This window comes from Streptomyces gelaticus, assembly GCF_014649535.1.
GTDB classification, from domain to species: Bacteria; Actinomycetota; Actinomycetes; order Streptomycetales; family Streptomycetaceae; genus Streptomyces; species Streptomyces gelaticus.
Genome location: NZ_BMTF01000008.1, coordinates 273,370 through 291,095 on the forward strand (window position 1 = coordinate 273,370; position 17,726 = coordinate 291,095).

Below are 17,726 nucleotides of genomic sequence, written 5' to 3' on the forward strand. Positions count from 1 at the left end.
GATCAGTCCACCGTCACGTAATCGGGGCCGGAGTAACGGCCGGTGCTGAGCTTCTGGCGCTGCATCAGCAGATCGTTCAGCAGGCTGGAGGCGCCGAAGCGGAACCAGTGGTTGTCCAGCCAGTCCTCGCCCGCGGTCTCGTTCACCAGCACCAGGAACTTGACCGCGTCCTTGGACGTACGGATGCCTCCGGCCGGCTTCACACCGATCTGCACACCGGTCTGCGCGCGGAAGTCGCGCACGGCCTCCAGCATCAGCAGGGTGTTCGCGGGCGTGGCGTTCGTCCCGACCTTGCCGGTCGAGGTCTTGATGAAGTCGGCACCGGCCATCATGCCGAGCCAGGAGGCGCGGCGGATGTTGTCGTACGTGGAGAGCTCGCCCGTCTCGAAGATCACCTTCAGGCGGGCGTCGGTGCCGTCGGCCCGCGCGCACTCCGCCTTCACGGCGAGGATCTCCTCGTACACCTTCAGATAGCGGCCGGAGAGGAAGGCTCCCCGGTCGATCACCATGTCGATCTCGTCGACCCCGGCGGCCACGGCGTCGCGGACGTCCGCGAGCTTCACGTCGAGCGCGGCGCGGCCGGCGGGGAAGGCCGTCGCCACCGACGCCACCTTCACACCGGAACCGGCCAGCGCGGCGACGGCGGTCGCCGCCATGTCGGGGTAGACGCAGACCGCCGCGGTGCGCGGGGTCGTGCGGTCGGTCGGGTCGGGATTGACGGCTTTGGCGGCGAGGGCCCGGACCTTGCCCGGGGTGTCCGCGCCTTCCAGCGTCGTCAGGTCGATCATCGAGATGGCCAGGTCGATGGCGTAGGCCTTGGCGGTCGTCTTGATCGAACGGGTGCCGAGGGACGCGGCACGCGCTTCGAGGCCGACGGCGTCGACGCCGGGCAGCCCGTGCAGGAAGCGGCGCAGCGCACTGTCGGACGCGGTCGCGTCGGAGAATGCGGGAGCTGTGGTGGGCATGGTCACCAGAGCAGCATATCTACGCGCGTAGCGACCTGTACAGGGGGACCGCCTCTCCGCGTACGGTGCGGTCCCGGGGCGGCCGCCCCGGCGCCCCTTGCGCCCGTCAGGCAGAATCGGGCCCATGACGAGCCCCACACCATCCGCCGAGCCGGTGTACGCCGACCGGACCTTCCGCTCGCCCGCCGGGATCGTCGGGGGCGTCCTGCTGCTCCTGCTCATCTTCTGGATCGGCGGGGACGCCGCGATCCGGGGGGACGGCCGGGTGCGGTGGCTGGCGGTGGCGGGCATGCTGACCTCGGTGCCGCTGGTCGTCGCGTTCACGCTGCGGCCCGTCGTACTCGCCAACGACCGGCGCATCCGGATCCGCAACCCGTTCCGGACGATCACCATGCCGTGGACCGAGGTCGCCGATCTGCGGGCCGGGTATTCGAGCGAGCTGTTCACCGAGGGCGGCGCCAAGTACCAGCTGTGGGCGGTACCGGTCTCGCTGCGGCAGCGGAAGAAGGCGGCCCGGCAGCAGTCGAGGCGGTCGCTGGACGACCCGTACGACCGTACGTCCGTGCAGGCCGATGTCCGCGACACCAAGGCCCGGATGGCGTCGGCCGACCAGACCATGGCCGACCTGCGCGAGCTGGTGGAGCGGGCGAAGACGGGCGCGGGTGCCTCCTCGGCGGCCGCGGACGCCACGAAGCCGTCCGTCTCGGTGCGCTGGGCGTACGAGGTGATCGCGCCGGCCGTGGTGGGCGCGGTGCTGCTCGTGGTGCTGTTCGCGGCCGGCTGAGGCCGGACACGGGTGAGGCCCGCACCGGAGCGGTGCGGGCCTCAGTCATGTGCGTACCCCGGTCAGATCCCGGCCGCCGTCGCCAGATCGCGCTTGATCCCGGCGAGCAGCTCCGCGCCCTTCGCACGGGCCGCCGGCAGTTCGTCCGCCGAACCGACCGGCACCACGACCTCCAGATAGCACTTGAGCTTCGGCTCGGTGCCGCTCGGGCGGACGATCACCCGGGCGCCCCGGAGGCGGTAGCGGAGCCCGTCGGTGGGCGGCAGCTCGGCCGTGCCCCGCGCCAGGTCCTCGGCGGAGGTGACGGCGAGACCCGCGAGCGTGGTCGGAGGCTGCTCGCGCAGCCGTGCCATGGCGTCGGAGATGACCGACAGGTCCTTCACCCGGACCGACAGCTGGTCGGTGGCGTGCAGCCCGTGCGCGACCGCGAGGTCGTCGAGGAGATCGAGGAGCGTACGCCCCTGCTCCTTGAGCACCGAGGCGAGCTCGGCGACGAGCAGCGCGGCGGTGATCCCGTCCTTGTCGCGTACGCCCTCGGGGTCGACGCAGTAGCCGAGCGCCTCCTCGTACCCGTACCGCAGCCCGTCCACCCGGGCGATCCACTTGAACCCGGTCAGCGTCTCCGCGTAGCCGTTGCCCGCCTGCTCGGCGATCCGGCCGAGCAGCGAGGACGAGACGATCGACTCGGCGAAGACACCGGTGGCACCCCGGTCCACCAGACGGGCGGCGAGCAGCGCCCCCACCTCGTCCCCGCGCAGCATCCGCCAGCCGCCGTCGGCGCCGGGGTCCGGGACGGCGACGGCGCAGCGGTCGGCGTCCGGGTCGTTGGCGATGACGATGTCGGGGTCCGTGCGGCGCGCGGTCGCGAAGGCGAGATCCATCGCGCCGGGCTCCTCCGGGTTGGGGAAGGCGACGGTGGGGAACGCCGGGTCGGGCTCGGCCTGTTCGGCGACGAGCACCGGCGCGGGGAACCCGGCCCGGTCGAAGGCGGCGGTCAGCACGGACGTACCGACACCGTGCATCGCGGTGTACACGACCCGGGCGGTACGCGGCGAACCGGCGGCGAGCACGGCGTCCGTGCGGGCCAGATAGGCCGCCAGGACCTCGTCGCCGAGTACCTCCCAGCCGTCTTCGGGGCGGGGCACTGCGTCGAGCGGGCCGACCGCGGCGATCGCGTCGGCGATCTCGCCGTCCGCCGGGGGGACGATCTGCGAGCCGTCGCCGAGATAGACCTTGTAGCCGTTGTCGCGCGGCGGATTGTGGCTGGCGGTCACCTCGACGCCCGCGACGGCGCCCAGGTGCCGTATGGCGTACGCGAGCACGGGGGTGGGGAGCGGGCGGGGGAGCACCGCCGCCCGCAGGCCGGCGCCGGTCATCACCGCGGCGGTGTCGCGGGCGAAGTCGGCGGACTTGTACCGGGCGTCGTACCCGATGACGACGAGCCCGCCGGTCTGCCCCTGCGCCTTCAGGTACGCGGCGAGTCCGGCCGCCGCCCGGATGACGACGGAGCGGTTCATCCGCATCGGCCCGGCCCCCAGCTCACCGCGGAGCCCGGCGGTCCCGAACTGCAGCGTGCCGGCGAACCGTGCGGCGAGCTCGTCGAGATCCTCGGATTCGATGAGCCCGGCGAGCTCCTCGCGGGTCTCGGGATCGGGGTCCTCCGCGAGCCATGTCCTGGCCTGCGCGATGAGGTCCTGCAGCACGGTGTCCGCCTTTCTGCGGGTGCTTCGTCGGTGGGTGCGTGAACCGCGGCCGGCTCAGATGCGTTCGAGGACCCGGGCCAGCAGCGAACCCATCCGGGTCGCCGAGTCCCGCCCCGCCTGGAGCACCTCTTCGTGGTTGAGCGGCTCCCCGCTCAGCCCGGCCGCGAGGTTGGTGACCAGCGAGATGCCCAGCACCTCGGCGCCGGCCTCGCGGGCGGCGATGGCTTCGAGCACGGTGGACATGCCGACCAGGTCGCCGCCCATCACCCGGACCATGTTGATCTCGGCCGGCGTCTCGTAGTGCGGGCCGGTGAACTGGACGTACACGCCCTCTTCGAGCGTCTCGTCGACCTCCTTGCACAGCGCGCGCAGCCGCGGCGAGTACAGGTCGGTCAGGTCGACGAAGTTGGCGCCGACGATGGGGGAGGCCGCCGTCAGGTTGATGTGGTCGCTGATCAGCACCGGCTGACCGGGGCGCATGCCCTCGCGCAGACCGCCGCAGCCGTTCGTCAGGACGACGGTCCCGCACCCGGCCGCCACGGCGGTGCGGACCCCGTGCGCGACGGCGGCGACGCCCCGGCCCTCGTAGAAGTGCGTGCGGCCGAGGAAGACCAGGACGCGCTTGTCGCCGGTCCGGTACGAGCGGATCGTGCCGCCGTGCCCCTGGACGGCGGGTGCCGGGAAGCCGGGCAGCTCGGTCACCGGGAACTCGGCCTCCGGAGCGCCGAGCGCGTCGCCCGCGGGTGCCCAGCCGGAACCCATCACGAGCGCGACGTCGTGGGTCTCGGCACCGGTCAGCTCGCGCAGGCGGGCGGCGGCGTCGGCGGCGGCGGCGTACGGGTCGCCCTGGATGTGGTCCGGAATAACTGATGCGTTCACGCCGATGAGGGTAACCGGTGATTCCCTACGCGCGTAGATGCCCTGGTGCAGACGCTGCGCACTCTTGCTCGTACTTTCACACAAAAGCGCAGGTGGGCCGGTCAGCAGGGGCGCTTGCGCAGTTCCATCACATAGTCGTGCGGTGCGCCCGCGGACTCCGCGGCGTCGGCGATCTCACCCAGATAGCGGGCGGACGGCAGCCCGCCCTCGTAGCCGTTCAGCACATACATCCAGGCCGGCTCCTCGCCGTCCAGGGTGTGCACCCGCACCCGCATCCGGCGGTAGATGTCGAGCCCGACACCCTCCCACCGGTCCATGGAGTCCTCGTCCATCGGCGCCAGGTCGTACAGCGCCACGAAGACCTGGGAGCGGGGGGCCTCCACCACCGTGGCGAGCGCGCCCTCCCAGCCCATCTGCTCCCCGCCGAAGGTCAGCCGCCAGCCGTTGAGCCAGCCGGTGCCGCGCAGCGGGGAATGCGGTGCGCGGCGCGTCATCAGCCGCGCGTCGAGGTTGCCGGCGTACGCGGCGTAGAGCGACATGGGTTCGAGGGTACGGGAGGTGACGGGGGGAACGACGATTTCGGTGCGGAAGACCACTCATGGGGTTCCGCTTCCGGCTCCGGGGTCCCGGCGCGCACGCCCCCGGCACACGTATGGAGGGCCCCGGGGCGAAGCACCTTGGCGCGTGCGGGACAATGAAGTACGTACTGCATTCCCCCGGGGCACTCCCCCGGACCCCCGGCCGGGGCAGCAGACGGCCGCGGGATGACATACGCGAGGCGGACTTTTCGTGACCCGGATCGTGATCATCGGCGGCGGACCCGGCGGCTACGAGGCGGCACTGGTGGGCGCCCAGCTCGGCGCGGAGGTGACCGTCGTCGACTGCGACGGTCTCGGCGGCGCGTCCGTGCTCACCGACTGTGTGCCCTCGAAGACCCTGATCGCGACGGCGGAGGTGATGACCACCTTCGACTCCTCGTACGAGGAACTGGGCATCATCGTCGCCGACGACACCCCGCACATCGAGCAGGCCGCCCGCGTGGTCGGCGTCGACCTGGGCAAGGTCAACCGACGGGTCAAGCGCCTGGCGCTCGCCCAGTCCCACGACATCACCGCCTCCGTCACCCGTGCCGGCGCCCGGGTGATGCGCGGCCGCGGCCGGCTGGAGGGCCTCCAGGCCGCCGACGGCTCCCGCACGGTCGTCGTGACCGCCGCGGACGGCACGGAGGAGCGGCTCACCGCCGACGCCGTGCTGATCGCGACCGGCGGCCACCCCCGGGAGATACCGGACGCGCTCCCCGACGGCGAGCGCATCCTGAACTGGACCCAGGTCTACGACCTCGACGAGCTGCCCGAGGAGCTCATCGTGGTCGGCTCCGGCGTGACCGGCGCCGAGTTCGCGGGCGCCTACCAGGCGCTCGGCTCGCGCGTCACCCTCGTCTCGTCCCGCGACCGGGTGCTGCCGGGCGAGGACCCGGACGCCGCCGCCGTACTGGAGGACGTCTTCCGGCGCCGCGGCATGAACGTCATGGGCCGCTCCCGCGCCCAGGCCGCCAAGCGCGTCGGCGACCGGGTCGAGGTCACCCTCGCCGACGGCCGGGTCATCTCCGGTTCGCACTGCCTCATGGCGGTCGGTGCGATCCCGAACAGCGCGGGCATGGGCCTGGAGGAGGCCGGCGTCCGGCTCAAGGAGTCCGGCCACATCTGGACCGACAAGGTCTCCCGCACCAGCGCCCCGGGCGTGTACGCGGCCGGCGACGTCACCGGGATCTTCGCCCTCGCCTCGGTCGCCGCCATGCAGGGCCGGATCGCGATGTACCACTTCCTCGGCGACGCGGTGGCCCCGCTGGACCTGAAGACGGTCTCCTCGAACGTCTTCACCGACCCCGAGATCGCCACCGTCGGCTACACCCAGGCCGACGTCGACGCCGGCAAGATCGACGCCCGGGTGGTCAAGCTGCCGCTGCTGCGCAACCCGCGCGCCAAGATGCAGGGCATCCGCGACGGCTTCGTCAAGATCTTCTGCCGCCCCGGCACCGGCATCGTGGTCGGCGGCTGTGTCGTCGCACCGCGCGCGAGCGAACTCATTCACCCCATCTCGATCGCGGTCGACAACAATTTGACGGTGGAACAGATCGCGAACGCCTTCACCGTGTATCCGTCCCTGTCGGGTTCGATCGCTGAAGTGGCCCGGCAGTTGCACACCCGTAAGCGCGCGGGCGAGGCGTAACCGCCTTCGGGAACCCGGCGATCCCCGGCAACTCCCGGCAACTCGGGCGGCCCGGTGACCGCCGTCCGGTCGGTTCAGAACAACAACGGGGCCGCCTATACCACTTGGCGGCCCCTTGTATGTACAACTTCCGTTATTCGGCGCAAACTGCTGAAAACACTCGGGCGGTCACGTTACTGTCAGTTTCGTGTTCGCTGCAGAACGTCGTCAATTGATCCTCGAAATGGTGCGTGCCAACGGAGCGGTGTCGCTCCGTGAGCTCGCCCGCGTCGTCCAGACCTCCGAAGTGACCGTACGGCGGGACGTGCGGGCACTGGAGGCAGAAGGACTCCTCGACCGCCGGCACGGCGGTGCGGTACTGCCGGGCGGTTTCACGCGGGAGTCCGGCATTCCGCAGAAATCCCATCTCGCCACCGCGGAGAAGACGGCCATCGCCGACCTGGCCGCCGGTCTCGTCGAAGAGGGCGAGGCCATCGTCGTCGGCGCCGGTACGACCACGCAGGAGCTGGCCCGCCGGCTCGCGCGGATCCCCGGCCTGACCGTCGTCACCAACTCCCTGCTGGTCGCCCAGGCGTTGGCCCATGCCAACCGGGTGGAGGTGGTGATGACCGGCGGCACCCTGCGCGGTTCCAACTACGCCCTGGTGGGCAGCGGCGCCGAGCAGTCGCTCCAGGGCCTGCGGGTCTCGCGCGCGTTCCTCTCCGGGAGCGGGCTCACCGCGGAGCGCGGCCTCTCCACGTCCAACATGCTCTCCGCGAGCGTGGACCGGGCGCTGGTACAGGCCGCCGCGGAGGTGGTGGTCCTCGCCGACCACACCAAGCTCGGCTCCGACACCATGTTCCAGACGGTGCCGACGGACCTCATCACCCGCCTGGTGACGGACGAACCCCCCGGTCACGACGACCGCGCCGCCGCCGAACTGCAGGCCCTGGCGGACCAGGGAGTGCAGATCGCGGTGGCGGGTGCGGGCAGCGGCCCCGCAGCGGCCGAACCCCTCCCGCACGGCAGGCAGGGCCGACGCGACATGCCCCTGCCCGGACAACGCCGCACCCACGGGAGCGGCCCCGGGGCCGGGGGCCCGCAGCAGCTGCGGAGCGCGGCGTCCCTGACGGAACCGGGCCAGGGCCCGGGAGACCGGGCGAGGGTCGCGGACCTGCGGCGCAGGTAGCAGCCGGGGCGAAATCCCGGCCTCACCGGCGTTCGAGGCGCGGGGTCCGGGGTGGAGCCCCGGTTGTGGGAAGGGGCGGGCAGGGACGCCCCGGGCGGCGGACCGCAACGCACCGCCCCCGCCCCTCAACACCCCTCCGCGTTCGGCCCCTTCAGCCCCTGCAAGGTGAGCATCAGCAACCGCTCCGCCAACTCCGGGTCGTCCGGCGACTGTTCGGCGGCCAGCGCGATCGCGTTCGTCAGCTTCATCAGGTCGTCGATCGACACATCCGACCGCACGTCACCGCCCGCCTGTGCCCGCGCCAGCAGCACCGCCCCCGCCTCGCGCAACGGCACATTGCACTGCGCCAGGGCCGAAGTCTCGTCCCGCGACGTCGACATGAGCGCCTGTGCGAGCCCGCGGTATTCACCCGCGTGGGTGATGATCGCACCCAGCCACTCCACCAGGCCCCGGCACGGCCGCTCGGCCCCCGCGAGTTCACGGGAACGGGTGATCAGGGACGACAGGGCTTCCTGGAACACCGCGTTCATCAGCGCGTGCCGGTTCGGGAAGTGCCGGTACAGCGTCCCGATGCCCACGCCCGCGCGTCGCGCGATGTCCTCCAGGGACGCGTCGGTGCCGTGCTCCGCGAAAGCGGTCCGGGCCTCGTTCAGCAGCCGGTCGTAGTTCCGGCGTGCGTCGGCACGCATCGGCCGGGCCGACGCCCGTGCCGCACTGATCGCCATGGCGCAGTCCTCACTTTCTTCCGCCCCGGGGTCCAGGATGCCATCGCACGCCCGGGAGCGGTGAGGCAGCGCGGAGCGGCGCACGGCAGAGGCCCCCGCCGAGTCGCGCGACTCGGCGGAGGCCCGGTGGGACGTCGGGTACCGCCCGGTCAGTCCTTGATCTCGCAGATGACGGCGCCGGAGGAGATCGAGCTGCCGACCTCGGCGGCCAGACCCTTGACGGTGCCGGAGCGGTGCGCGTTCAGCGGCTGCTCCATCTTCATGGCCTCCAGGACGACGATCAGGTCGCCCTCCTGGACCTGCTGGCCCTCCTCGACCGCGATCTTGACGATGGTGCCCTGCATCGGGGACGCCAGGGTGTCGCCGGAGACCGCCGAGCCGCTCTTCTTCGCGGCGCGGCGCTTGGGCTTGGCTCCCGCGGCGAGTCCGGTACGGGCCAGGCTCATGCCGAGCGAGGAGGGCAGGGAGACCTCCAGGCGCTTGCCGCCGACCTCGACGACGACCGTCTCGCGGCCGGTCTCCTCCTCGGCCTCCGCCTCGGCGGTGGCGGTGAAGGGCTTGATGTCGTTGACGAACTCGGTCTCGATCCAGCGGGTGTGGACCTGGAACGGTTCGCTGGTGAACGCCGGGTCGGTGACGACCGCGCGGTGGAACGGGATGGCGGTGGCCATGCCCTCGACGTTGAACTCGGCCAGCGCACGGGCGGCGCGCTGGAGCGCCTGCTCGCGGGTCGCGCCGGTCACGATCAGCTTCGCCAGCAGCGAGTCCCAGGCGGGACCGATGACGGAGCCGGACTCCACGCCCGCGTCGAGGCGGATGCCGGGGCCGGTGGGCGGGGCGAACGTGGTGACGGTGCCCGGAGCGGGCAGGAAGCCGCGGCCCGGGTCCTCGCCGTTGATCCGGAACTCGAAGGAGTGCCCGCGCACGGCCGGGTCGTCGTAGCCCAGCTCCTCGCCGTCGGCGATGCGGAACATCTCGCGTACCAGGTCGAGGCCGCTGACCTCCTCGGTCACCGGGTGCTCGACCTGGAGGCGGGTGTTGACCTCCAGGAACGAGATGGTGCCGTCCATGCCGACCAGGAACTCCACCGTGCCGGCGCCGACGTAGCCGGCCTCCTTGAGGATGGCCTTGGACGCCGCGTACAGCTCCGCGTTCTGCTCGTCGCTCAGGAAGGGGGCCGGGGCCTCCTCGACCAGCTTCTGGTGGCGGCGCTGGAGCGAGCAGTCACGGGTGGAGACCACGACCACGTTGCCGTGGGTGTCGGCCAGGCACTGGGTCTCGACGTGGCGCGGCCGGTCGAGGTAACGCTCCACGAAGCACTCGCCCCGGCCGAACGCCGCGACCGCCTCACGGACCGCGGAGTCGTACAGCTCCGGGATCTCCTCCAGCGTGCGCGCCACCTTCAGCCCGCGACCGCCGCCACCGAAGGCGGCCTTGATCGCGATCGGCAGCCCGTGCTGCTCGGCGAAGGCCACGACCTCGGCGGAGCCCTCGACCGGGTCGGGCGTGCCGGCCACCAGCGGGGCCCCGGCACGCTGCGCGATGTGCCGCGCCGCGACCTTGTCGCCGAGGTCGCGGATCGCCTGCGGCGGCGGGCCGATCCAGGTCAGGCCCGCGTCGAGCACGGCCTGGGCGAACTCGGCGTTCTCCGACAGGAAGCCGTAGCCCGGGTGGATCGCGTCGGCCCCGGAGTCCTTGGCAGCCTGGAGCACCTTGGCCATGTCCAGATAGCTGGCGGCCGGGGTGTCACCGCCCAGAGCGAATGCCTCGTCGGCCGCGCGCACATGCAGAGCGTCGCGGTCCGGGTCTGCGTAGACGGCCACGCTCCCGATCCCGGCATCCCGGCATGCCCGAGCAACACGGACAGCAATTTCGCCACGGTTGGCGATGAGCACCTTGCGCACGATGGCTCCCTCCTTGAAACAAGCTGAGTTTAGGGACTACCGACACGGCCCTACGACCCGTCCCCAATGGTGAGCTTGCCCACACGGAGTGTGATTCGAGGCTTGCTCAAGTCGCGAAATCCCTTGTGGCACCACGGTACGCCGGGATTCATGACCGAACAGTAGCCACGAGGTGTGGTCCAGGTCTCTGTTCGTACGAGCTGCGACTTTTTGCGTTTCTTTGTCGAGTCCCCACTAATGGGCGAACGATTCTTTGCGCGACGTACGAGAGTCGCGGTCAGGGGGGTGCGGGAGGAGTGCGCCCGCGCACGCGTGGCGCGCGTGGCGGAGCCGGAGATCGCCCGGGCCCTTGTCCGGAGCATTACCCGTTAGTAGGGTCCGCGCTATCGCACGTACTGCAGGTAACAGGGGGTGAACACCGTGGTGCGCAGACCGGTGGCGTTCGTGGCCGCGATCGTGCTGTTCGTGGAAGCCGTGGGCATCGTGCTCATCAACGGCATCCTGGCGACGGTGGTCAAGAACCAGGACATGTCGCTGGCCGGGACGGACCCCGCAGTCATGTCCAACGGCACCTGGGTGATGGGCGGCGTCTTCGGCCTGTACCTGCTGCTGTGCGGGCTGCTCCTGCTGCTGGCCGGTATCCGCGACCGGGCCCCCGGCCGCCTCGCCCGCGTCGTCCTGATCCTCTGCGCCGTGGTGCACGGGATGCTGGGCGCGCTGACGGTCGGCCTGGTCGGCTGGAGCGCCTTCGCGTTCCTGATGGTGGTGCTCGGGCTGATAGTGCTGACGCTGGTGGCATACGGCACCCGGTCGGACGAGCCCGCCGACGACGCCGGAGCGGGCGCCCCGGCGCCGGTCTGAGCCGGCCCGCTACGGCTCTCGGACCCAGAGCTCGGTGACGGAGATCCCCAGCTCGCCCAGCAGCCGGCGCAGCAGCGGCAGCGAGAGCCCGATGACATTGCCGTGGTCGCCCTCGATGGAGTCGACGAACGGGGCCGAGCGGCCGTCCAGGGTGAAGGCGCCCGCGACATGGAGCGGCTCGCCGGTGGCCACATAGGCGGCGATCTCGGCGTCCGTCGGTTCGCCGAAGCGGACGGTCGTGGAGGCGGTCGCCGAAGCGGTGCGCCCGGTCGCGGTGTCGATCACGCTGTGGCCCGTCCGCAGCACCCCGGCCCGGCCCCGCATGGACTTCCAGCGAGCGATGGCCTCCTCGTCGTCGGCCGGCTTGCCGAGCGCCTCGCCGTCCAGTTCGAGCACCGAGTCGCAGCCGATGACCAGGGCACCCGCCGTCTCCGCCCGCCCGGCCACCGCCGCGGCCTTGGCCTCCGCGAGCACCAGCGCCAGCTCCGCCGGTGTCGGGGCGCTCAGCGCGTCCTCGTCCACTCCGCTGACGACCACCTCGGGCGCGAAGCCGGCCTGCCGCAGCAGACCGAGGCGGGCGGGGGAGGCGGAGGCGAGCACGAGACGGCGCTGATCAGTCATACGCGCCATCGTAGAAGAGGCGGACCGGCCCCGGCCCCGCTCAGCGCATCCCGACCGCGAACATCGCGACCACCATCGCGAGAGCGAGCACCAGCCCCGCGCGGCGCATCATGGCCTGGGCGTCGCGCAGTTCCTTCGGCGGCTTGTTCTCGGGGTCGGACCACAGCATGGAAACGATCCTGCTGTCGCGGCGGACGGCGCGCCTGAGTACGGGTACTCAGGCGCCGTGGTGCGTACGGACCAGATCGCGCCCGGACGCACCGGAGGCCCGGACCCGAAGGGGCCCGGACCTCTGAGGACGTGCGTGAAGGGACGCTCCCGGCGACCGCCCCGCGCCTACCCGGGCCAGTACGTCCGGGCCCAGGCGCGCGGCCCCGGCAGATGGCGGGTGCGCCGGGCGATGCGTCCCGGGTCGGACCACTGGCCGGGCAGCGCCGCTGCGCCGGCCTGCGCACCGGACGGCTCCTCGGACCACGTCGCCGCGGTGCGCGCCCGCACCACCGCCAGTGCGGCGGCCAGCTCCTCAGGGGTCGGGTTGCCCCGTACGACCTTGATCATGGCCAGGACCCTTTCTAGAGGGGGATGTTGCCGTGCTTCTTCGGGGGCAGCGACTCCCGCTTGGTACGCAGCTGGCGCAGCCCCTTCACGATGTGGGCGCGGGTGTCGGACGGCATGATCACCGCGTCGACGTAACCGCGCTCGGCCGCCACGTAGGGGTTGAGCAGCGTGTCCTCGTAGTCGGCGATCAGCTCGGCACGGGTGGCGTCCTGGTCCTCGGCGGCGGCGATCGTCCGGCGATGCAGGATGTTCACCGCGCCCTGCGCGCCCATCACCGCGATCTGCGCGGTCGGCCAGGCGAGGTTGATGTCGGCGCCCAGGTGCTTGGAGCCCATGACGTCGTACGCGCCACCGAACGCCTTGCGGGTGATCACGGTGATCAGCGGGACCGTCGCCTCGGCGTAGGCGTAGATCAGCTTGGCGCCGCGGCGGATGATGCCGCCGTACTCCTGGTCGACGCCGGGCAGGAAGCCGGGGACGTCCACGAAGGTCAGCACGGGCACGTTGAAGGCGTCGCAGGTGCGGACGAAGCGCGCGGCCTTCTCGCTCGCGTTGATGTCCAGGCAGCCGGCGAACTGCATCGGCTGGTTGGCGACGATGCCCACCGGGTAGCCCTCGACGCGCCCGAAGCCGGTGATGATGTTCGGCGCGAACAGGGCCTGGGTCTCCAGGAACTCGCCGTCGTCCAGCACGTGTTCGATGGCGGTGTGCATGTCGTACGGCTGGTTCGCCGAGTCCGGGATGAGGGTGTCGAGCTCGCGGTCCTCGTCCGTGGTGGCGAGATCGGCCGCCTCGGGGAAGGCGGGCGCCTCGGACAGGTTGTTCGAAGGGAGGTACGACAGCAGCGACTTGACGTAGTCGATGGCGTCCTTCTCGTCGCCCGCCATGTGGTGCGCCACACCGGAGGTGGTGTTGTGGGTGCGGGCGCCGCCCAGCTCCTCGAAGCCGACGTCCTCGCCGGTGACCGTCTTGATGACGTCGGGGCCGGTGATGAACATGTGCGAGGTCTGGTCGACCATGACCGTGAAGTCGGTGATCGCGGGGGAGTAGACCGCGCCGCCCGCACAGGGTCCGACGATGAGCGAAATCTGCGGCACGACACCCGAGGCGTGCACATTGCGGCGGAAGATCTCCGCGAACAGTCCGAGCGCGGCCACGCCTTCCTGGATCCGGGCGCCGCCGCCGTCGTTGATGCCGATGATCGGGCAGCCGGTCTTCAGCGCGAAGTCCATCACCTTGACGATCTTCTCACCGTAGACCTCGCCGAGCGAGCCGCCGAAGATGGTGAAGTCCTGCGAATAGATGCAGACGGGGCGGCCGTCGACCGTCCCGTAACCCGTCACGACGCCGTCTCCGTACGGGCGGTTCTTCTCGATGCCGAAGTTGGTGGAGCGGTGCCGGGCGAATTCGTCGAGCTCCACGAAGGAACCCTCGTCGAGCAGCAGGTCGACCCGTTCGCGCGCGGTCAACTTGCCCTTGGCGTGCTGCTTCTCGACCGCGCGCGCGGAGCCCGCGTGCGTCGCCTCGTCGATTCGGCGCTGCAGGTCCGCGATCTTGCCCGCGGTGGTGTGGATGTCGATCTCTTCCGGCTCGGACATCGGGTGGCGGCTCCCTGCCTGGTCACGGGGACGACTGTGCTGCTGATCAGGTACTGAAACACCTACTGATCCGTAGGGTATCGGCGCGGATACGGTTCGGCAGTGCGTCGTTTACCACACCTAGTCTGGCTTGCATGACACCTTCGGATACGCCACAGAACCGTTGGTCGGACCTGGACCGACCGCCCCTGAACGTCGCCGCGCTGCGCCGCGGACTCCTGCGGCCGGGCGGGCTGTGGACCTCGCTCGACGTCGTGGAGACCATCGGGTCCACCAACTCCGAGCTGGTCCGGCGCGCGGCGGCCGGGCTCGACGAGGGCACCGTGCTGGTCGCCGAGGAGCAGACCGCGGGCCGCGGCCGCCTCGACCGAACCTGGACGGCTCCGGCCCGTTCGGGCCTGTTCTTCTCCGTCTACCTGGAGCCGGGCGACATCCCCACAGAACGGTGGGGCTGGCTGCCGCTGCTCACCGGCGTCGCCGCGGCGACCGGCCTGGCGAGGGCCGCGGGCGTCGACACCGCACTGAAGTGGCCCAACGACCTCCTGGTCACGGTGGAGGGCGTGGAGCGCAAGGCGGGCGGCATCCTGGCCGAGCTCGCCGGGGACGGCGTCGTGGTCGGCATGGGCCTCAACGTCTCCCTGCGCGCCGATGAGCTGCCCGCCCCCACGGCCGGCTCGCTGGCCCTGGCCGGTGCCGTCTCCACCGACCGCGAGACGCTGCTGCGGGGCGTGCTGCGCTCGCTGGATCACTGGTACGGCCAGTGGCGTGCGGCGGAGGGCGACGCGGCGGCGAGCGGCCTCCAGGAGGCGTACGCGGCGGGCTGCGCGACGCTCGGCCGGACGGTACGGGCCCAGCTGCCCGGCAACCGCACCGTCGTCGCCGAGGCCGTGGCGATCGACGGCGACGGCCGCCTGATCCTGTCCACCGACGACGGCCTCCAGGAACCGGTGTCGGCCGGCGACATCGTCCACCTGCGGGGCGCGGGAGGCGGCTTGGTCTGAGGCGGAGGCGGCTGCCCTGCCCGAGCCTCCCGGCCCGTTCGAACACGTGACCGGGGCATGAAAACGATGCCCTCCCGGCCCCCCACCGGCCGAACCCACCCGCACCCTTGGCCCACCCGAGACCATGCCCTCCTGGAAACCCCCCACTGGCCGAAACCACCCACGCCCCCCGGCCCACCCAGGCAACGTTCCGGGACGCCTCGTGGGGGTGAAGGCCGTGCCCTCCTGGAAACCACCCACCGGCCGAAACCACCCACGCCCCCGGCCCACCCAGGCAACGTTCCGGGACGCTTCGTGGGGTGAAGACCGTGCCCTCCTGGAAACCCCCCACCGGCCGAACCCACCCACGCCCCCGGCCCACCCAGGCAACGTTCCGGGACGCCTCGTGGGGGTGAAGACCGTGCCCTCCTGGAAACCCCCCACCGGCCGAAACCACCCACGCCCCCCGGCCCACCCAGGAACATTCCCGGACGCCATAGGGGCGTGAGCTACGGCACACCTGCCGTATCGTTGAGGCGATCCACCGACAGATCGGCAGGGCAGTGCGCAGGGAACGGGCAGGAGGCGGCTGGTGACCGTCGACGACACGACCTCCGGTGCGGGCGCACAGCCCCCGTCGGAACCCTCGGTCCACGCGACACCGCATCACGAAGTCGACCACACGGCGGAACCGACCGACGACCCCCTCGCGATCCGGCTGGAGCAGCTGATCCTGGGCGCCGACCGTCGCTACACGCCGTTCCAGGCGGCCCGTACCGCCGGTGTCTCGATGGATCTGGCCTCCAGGTTCTGGCGGGCCATGGGCTTCGCCGACATCGGGCAGGCCAAGGCGCTCACCGAGGCCGATGTGCTGGCGCTGCGCCGGCTCGCCGGTCTCGTCGAGGCGGGGCTGCTCAGCGAACCGATGGCGATCCAGGTGGCCCGGTCCACCGGGCAGACCACCGCCCGGCTGGCGGAGTGGCAGATCGACTCCTTCCTGGAAGGGCTGACCGAGCCGCCCGAGCCCGGAATGACCCGCACCGAGGTCACGTACCCGCTGGTCGAGCTGCTGCTTCCGGAGCTCCAGGAGTTCCTGGTCTATGTCTGGCGGCGCCAGCTGGCCGCCGCCACCGGGCGGGTCGTGCAGGCCGCCGACGACGAGGAGATGGTCGACCGCCGGCTGGCCGTCGGCTTCGCCGACCTCGTCGGGTTCACCCGGCTGACCCGGCGGCTGGAGGAGGAGGAACTCGGCGAGCTGGTCGAGGCCTTCGAGACCACCTCGGCCGACCTGGTGGCCGCGCACGGCGGCCGTCTCATCAAGACCCTCGGCGACGAGGTCCTCTTCGCCGCCGACGACGCGGGCACCGCGGCCGAGATCGCGCTGCGCCTGATCGAGGCGATGACCCATGACGAGACCATGCCGGCCCTGCGCGTGGGCATCGCGTTCGGCACGGTCACCACCCGGATGGGCGATGTCTTCGGTACGACGGTGAACCTCGCCAGCCGGCTGACCTCGATAGCGCCGAAGGACGCCGTGCTGGTGGACGGGGCCTTCGCGGAGGAGCTGACCCGCACCGGCGACGCCCCGGCCTCCGAGGCGCAGGCGGCCCAGGAGGCCGCGGTGGCCGAGAAGGAACGCCGGGAAGGCATGGAGCCGGCTGCCCTGCCCACGTACCGCTACGGACTCCAGCCGATGTGGCAGCGCCCGGTGCGCGGCCTCGGCGTGGTGGAGCCCTGGCTGCTGGCCCGGCGCGCCACCTCCTGAACCCCTGGCCCGGACGCACCCGGGGCCGTTGTCCGGGCCGCGCCATAGGATCCCTCCGGTAACGATCGTTAACCGGAGGGGTGAAGTCATGACCGTCACGTCCGAGCAGCGGTTCGGGGAATTCGTCGTCGTACGGGTCCACGAGGGGCAGGAACACGTCGCCGAGCTGGTCCTCGACCGGCCCAAGGCGATGAACGCCGTGTCCACGGACATGGCCCGTTCGATCGCAGCCGCCTGCGCCGCGCTCGCCGCCGACCCCGGCGTACGGGTCACCGTCCTCACTTCCAGTCATGAGCGGGCCTTCTGCGTGGGCGCGGACCTGAAGGAGCGGAACTCCTTCACCGACGCCGAGTTGCTGCGCCAGCGCCCCACCGCCCGGTCCGCGTACACCGGCGTGCTCGAACTGCCGATGCCGACGATCGCCGCCGTGCACGGCTTCGCGCTCGGCGGCGGATTCGAGCTGGCGCTCTCCTGCGACCTGATCGTCGCCGACCGCACGGCCGTGGTCGGACTGCCCGAGGTGTCGGTCGGGGTCATCCCGGGCGGCGGCGGTACGCAGCTGCTGCCGCGGCGGATCGGTGCGGCGCGCGCTGCCGAACTGGTCTTCACGGCCCGGCGGGTGGAGGCGGCCGAGGCACTCGACAGCGGACTGGTCGACGAGCTGGTGGAGGCCGGGCAGGACCGTGCGGCCGCGCTGGCGCTCGCCGGCCGGATCGCCGCCAACTCCCCGGTGGGGCTGCGGGCCGCCAAGCGGGCGCTGCGGCTGGGGCACGGCCTCGATCTGCGAGCCGGTCTGGAAGTCGAGGACGCCGCCTGGCGCTCGGTGGCCTTCTCCGGGGACCGGGCCGAGGGCGTGGCCGCGTTCAACGAGAAGAGGAAGCCGAACTGGCCCGGTGAGTGACATTCGGTAACTGAATGGACACGAAGCGCACGCGACTGGCGTCCCAAACTGATCAAATCACCACAAATCTACATAAGCTGTAGTG

Annotated in this window: 17 protein-coding genes; 7 read left to right on the forward strand and 10 right to left on the reverse strand. The window is 71.6% G+C overall.

From position 1 onward, the window contains the following. Positions 1 to 2 precede the first annotated feature (2 nt). Positions 3 to 965, reverse strand: a complete 963-nt coding sequence (gene deoC, locus IE107_RS15260) for a deoxyribose-phosphate aldolase (RefSeq protein ID WP_189544343.1) — start codon at positions 963 to 965, stop codon at positions 3 to 5. Positions 966 to 1,089: 124 nt separating this feature from the next. Here deoC and IE107_RS15265 point away from each other — a divergent pair, with 124 nt between their 5' ends. Then, positions 1,090 to 1,749 carry a PH domain-containing protein gene (locus IE107_RS15265; protein WP_189544285.1) on the forward strand — a complete coding sequence of 220 codons (660 nt, stop codon included), beginning with the start codon at positions 1,090 to 1,092 and terminating at the stop codon, positions 1,747 to 1,749. A 62-nt stretch (positions 1,750 to 1,811) separates the two neighbouring features. Here the strand turns inward: IE107_RS15265 and IE107_RS15270 are convergent, their stop codons facing one another. The 3 genes from IE107_RS15270 to IE107_RS15280 form a co-directional block, all read right to left on the reverse strand. Beyond that, a complete protein-coding gene (locus IE107_RS15270) occupies positions 1,812 to 3,452 on the reverse strand; it encodes a phospho-sugar mutase (RefSeq protein ID WP_189544286.1) in 1,641 nt (546 codons plus the stop codon). Between the two features lie 54 nt (positions 3,453 to 3,506). Beyond that, positions 3,507 to 4,331 carry a purine-nucleoside phosphorylase gene (locus IE107_RS15275; RefSeq protein ID WP_189544287.1) on the reverse strand — a complete coding sequence of 275 codons (825 nt, stop codon included), beginning with the start codon at positions 4,329 to 4,331 and terminating at the stop codon, positions 3,507 to 3,509. Between the two features lie 101 nt (positions 4,332 to 4,432). Then, positions 4,433 to 4,870 (reverse strand): gamma-glutamylcyclotransferase family protein, encoded by a 438-nt coding sequence (locus IE107_RS15280; protein ID WP_072486709.1) that lies wholly within the window; start codon positions 4,868 to 4,870, stop codon positions 4,433 to 4,435. A gap of 250 nt (positions 4,871 to 5,120) precedes the next feature. Between IE107_RS15280 and IE107_RS15285 the strand changes: the two genes are divergently transcribed. Both IE107_RS15285 and IE107_RS15290 read left to right on the forward strand, forming a co-directional pair. Then, positions 5,121 to 6,560, forward strand: a complete 1,440-nt coding sequence (locus tag IE107_RS15285) for an NAD(P)H-quinone dehydrogenase (RefSeq protein ID WP_189544288.1) — start codon at positions 5,121 to 5,123, stop codon at positions 6,558 to 6,560. 187 nt (positions 6,561 to 6,747) lie between these two features. Continuing rightward, positions 6,748 to 7,728 carry a DeoR/GlpR family DNA-binding transcription regulator gene (locus tag IE107_RS15290; protein WP_189544289.1) on the forward strand — a complete coding sequence of 327 codons (981 nt, stop codon included), beginning with the start codon at positions 6,748 to 6,750 and terminating at the stop codon, positions 7,726 to 7,728. 125 nt (positions 7,729 to 7,853) lie between these two features. Here the strand turns inward: IE107_RS15290 and IE107_RS15295 are convergent, their stop codons facing one another. Next, positions 7,854 to 8,453, reverse strand: coding sequence for a TetR/AcrR family transcriptional regulator (locus IE107_RS15295; protein ID WP_229866934.1), 600 nt, complete (start codon positions 8,451 to 8,453; stop codon positions 7,854 to 7,856). A gap of 149 nt (positions 8,454 to 8,602) precedes the next feature. Then, entirely contained in the window at positions 8,603 to 10,357 is a 1,755-nt protein-coding gene (locus tag IE107_RS15300; RefSeq protein WP_189544290.1) for an acetyl/propionyl/methylcrotonyl-CoA carboxylase subunit alpha, read from the reverse strand. Positions 10,358 to 10,768: 411 nt separating this feature from the next. Between IE107_RS15300 and IE107_RS15305 the strand changes: the two genes are divergently transcribed. After that, positions 10,769 to 11,218, forward strand: coding sequence for a hypothetical protein (locus IE107_RS15305; protein ID WP_189544291.1), 450 nt, complete (start codon positions 10,769 to 10,771; stop codon positions 11,216 to 11,218). Positions 11,219 to 11,227: 9 nt separating this feature from the next. On the opposite strand, the gene IE107_RS15310 is transcribed toward IE107_RS15305, so the two are convergent. The 4 genes from IE107_RS15310 to IE107_RS15320 all read right to left on the reverse strand — a co-directional run bounded on the left by IE107_RS15310 (position 11,228) and on the right by IE107_RS15320 (position 13,995). Continuing rightward, complete coding sequence (locus tag IE107_RS15310) at positions 11,228 to 11,848, reverse strand: Maf family protein (RefSeq protein ID WP_189544292.1); 621 nt, start codon at positions 11,846 to 11,848, stop codon at positions 11,228 to 11,230. 31 nt (positions 11,849 to 11,879) lie between these two features. Next, complete coding sequence (gene mmpB / locus IE107_RS35765) at positions 11,880 to 12,008, reverse strand: morphogenic membrane protein MmpB (RefSeq protein ID WP_268246597.1); 129 nt, start codon at positions 12,006 to 12,008, stop codon at positions 11,880 to 11,882. Between the two features lie 167 nt (positions 12,009 to 12,175). Beyond that, positions 12,176 to 12,397: an acyl-CoA carboxylase epsilon subunit gene (locus tag IE107_RS15315; protein WP_189544293.1), complete on the reverse strand. Its 222-nt coding sequence runs from the start codon at positions 12,395 to 12,397 to the stop codon at positions 12,176 to 12,178. Between the two features lie 14 nt (positions 12,398 to 12,411). Further along, positions 12,412 to 13,995 (reverse strand): acyl-CoA carboxylase subunit beta, encoded by a 1,584-nt coding sequence (locus tag IE107_RS15320; protein WP_189544294.1) that lies wholly within the window; start codon positions 13,993 to 13,995, stop codon positions 12,412 to 12,414. Positions 13,996 to 14,129: 134 nt separating this feature from the next. Here IE107_RS15320 and IE107_RS15325 point away from each other — a divergent pair, with 134 nt between their 5' ends. The 3 genes from IE107_RS15325 (at position 14,130) to IE107_RS15335 (ending at position 17,641) form a co-directional block, all read left to right on the forward strand. Next, positions 14,130 to 14,996 (forward strand): biotin--[acetyl-CoA-carboxylase] ligase, encoded by an 867-nt coding sequence (locus tag IE107_RS15325; RefSeq protein ID WP_189544295.1) that lies wholly within the window; start codon positions 14,130 to 14,132, stop codon positions 14,994 to 14,996. 571 nt (positions 14,997 to 15,567) lie between these two features. After that, the gene (locus tag IE107_RS15330) at positions 15,568 to 16,740 is read left to right on the forward strand and encodes an adenylate/guanylate cyclase domain-containing protein (protein ID WP_189544296.1); all 1,173 of its coding nucleotides are present in this window, start codon (positions 15,568 to 15,570) and stop codon (positions 16,738 to 16,740) included. Positions 16,741 to 16,828: 88 nt separating this feature from the next. Continuing rightward, positions 16,829 to 17,641, forward strand: coding sequence for an enoyl-CoA hydratase/isomerase family protein (locus IE107_RS15335; RefSeq protein WP_189544297.1), 813 nt, complete (start codon positions 16,829 to 16,831; stop codon positions 17,639 to 17,641). Positions 17,642 to 17,726: the final 85 nt, after the last annotated feature.

Bases quoted from the DNA above. Each gene is read 5' to 3' on its own strand.
- deoC (WP_189544343.1), bottom strand. From the start codon at position 965: ATGCCCACCACAGCTCCCGCATTCTCCGACGCGACCGCGTCCGACAGT.
- IE107_RS15265 (WP_189544285.1), top strand. From the start codon at position 1,090: ATGACGAGCCCCACACCATCCGCCGAGCCGGTGTACGCCGACCGGACC.
- IE107_RS15280 (WP_072486709.1), bottom strand. From the start codon at position 4,870: ATGTCGCTCTACGCCGCGTACGCCGGCAACCTCGACGCGCGGCTGATG.
- IE107_RS15295 (WP_229866934.1), bottom strand. From the start codon at position 8,453: ATGGCGATCAGTGCGGCACGGGCGTCGGCCCGGCCGATGCGTGCCGAC.
- IE107_RS15310 (WP_189544292.1), bottom strand. From the start codon at position 11,848: ATGGCGCGTATGACTGATCAGCGCCGTCTCGTGCTCGCCTCCGCCTCC.
- mmpB (WP_268246597.1), bottom strand. From the start codon at position 12,008: ATGCTGTGGTCCGACCCCGAGAACAAGCCGCCGAAGGAACTGCGCGAC.
- IE107_RS15315 (WP_189544293.1), bottom strand. From the start codon at position 12,397: ATGATCAAGGTCGTACGGGGCAACCCGACCCCTGAGGAGCTGGCCGCC.
- IE107_RS15320 (WP_189544294.1), bottom strand. From the start codon at position 13,995: ATGTCCGAGCCGGAAGAGATCGACATCCACACCACCGCGGGCAAGATC.
- IE107_RS15325 (WP_189544295.1), top strand. From the start codon at position 14,130: ATGACACCTTCGGATACGCCACAGAACCGTTGGTCGGACCTGGACCGA.
- IE107_RS15335 (WP_189544297.1), top strand. From the start codon at position 16,829: ATGACCGTCACGTCCGAGCAGCGGTTCGGGGAATTCGTCGTCGTACGG.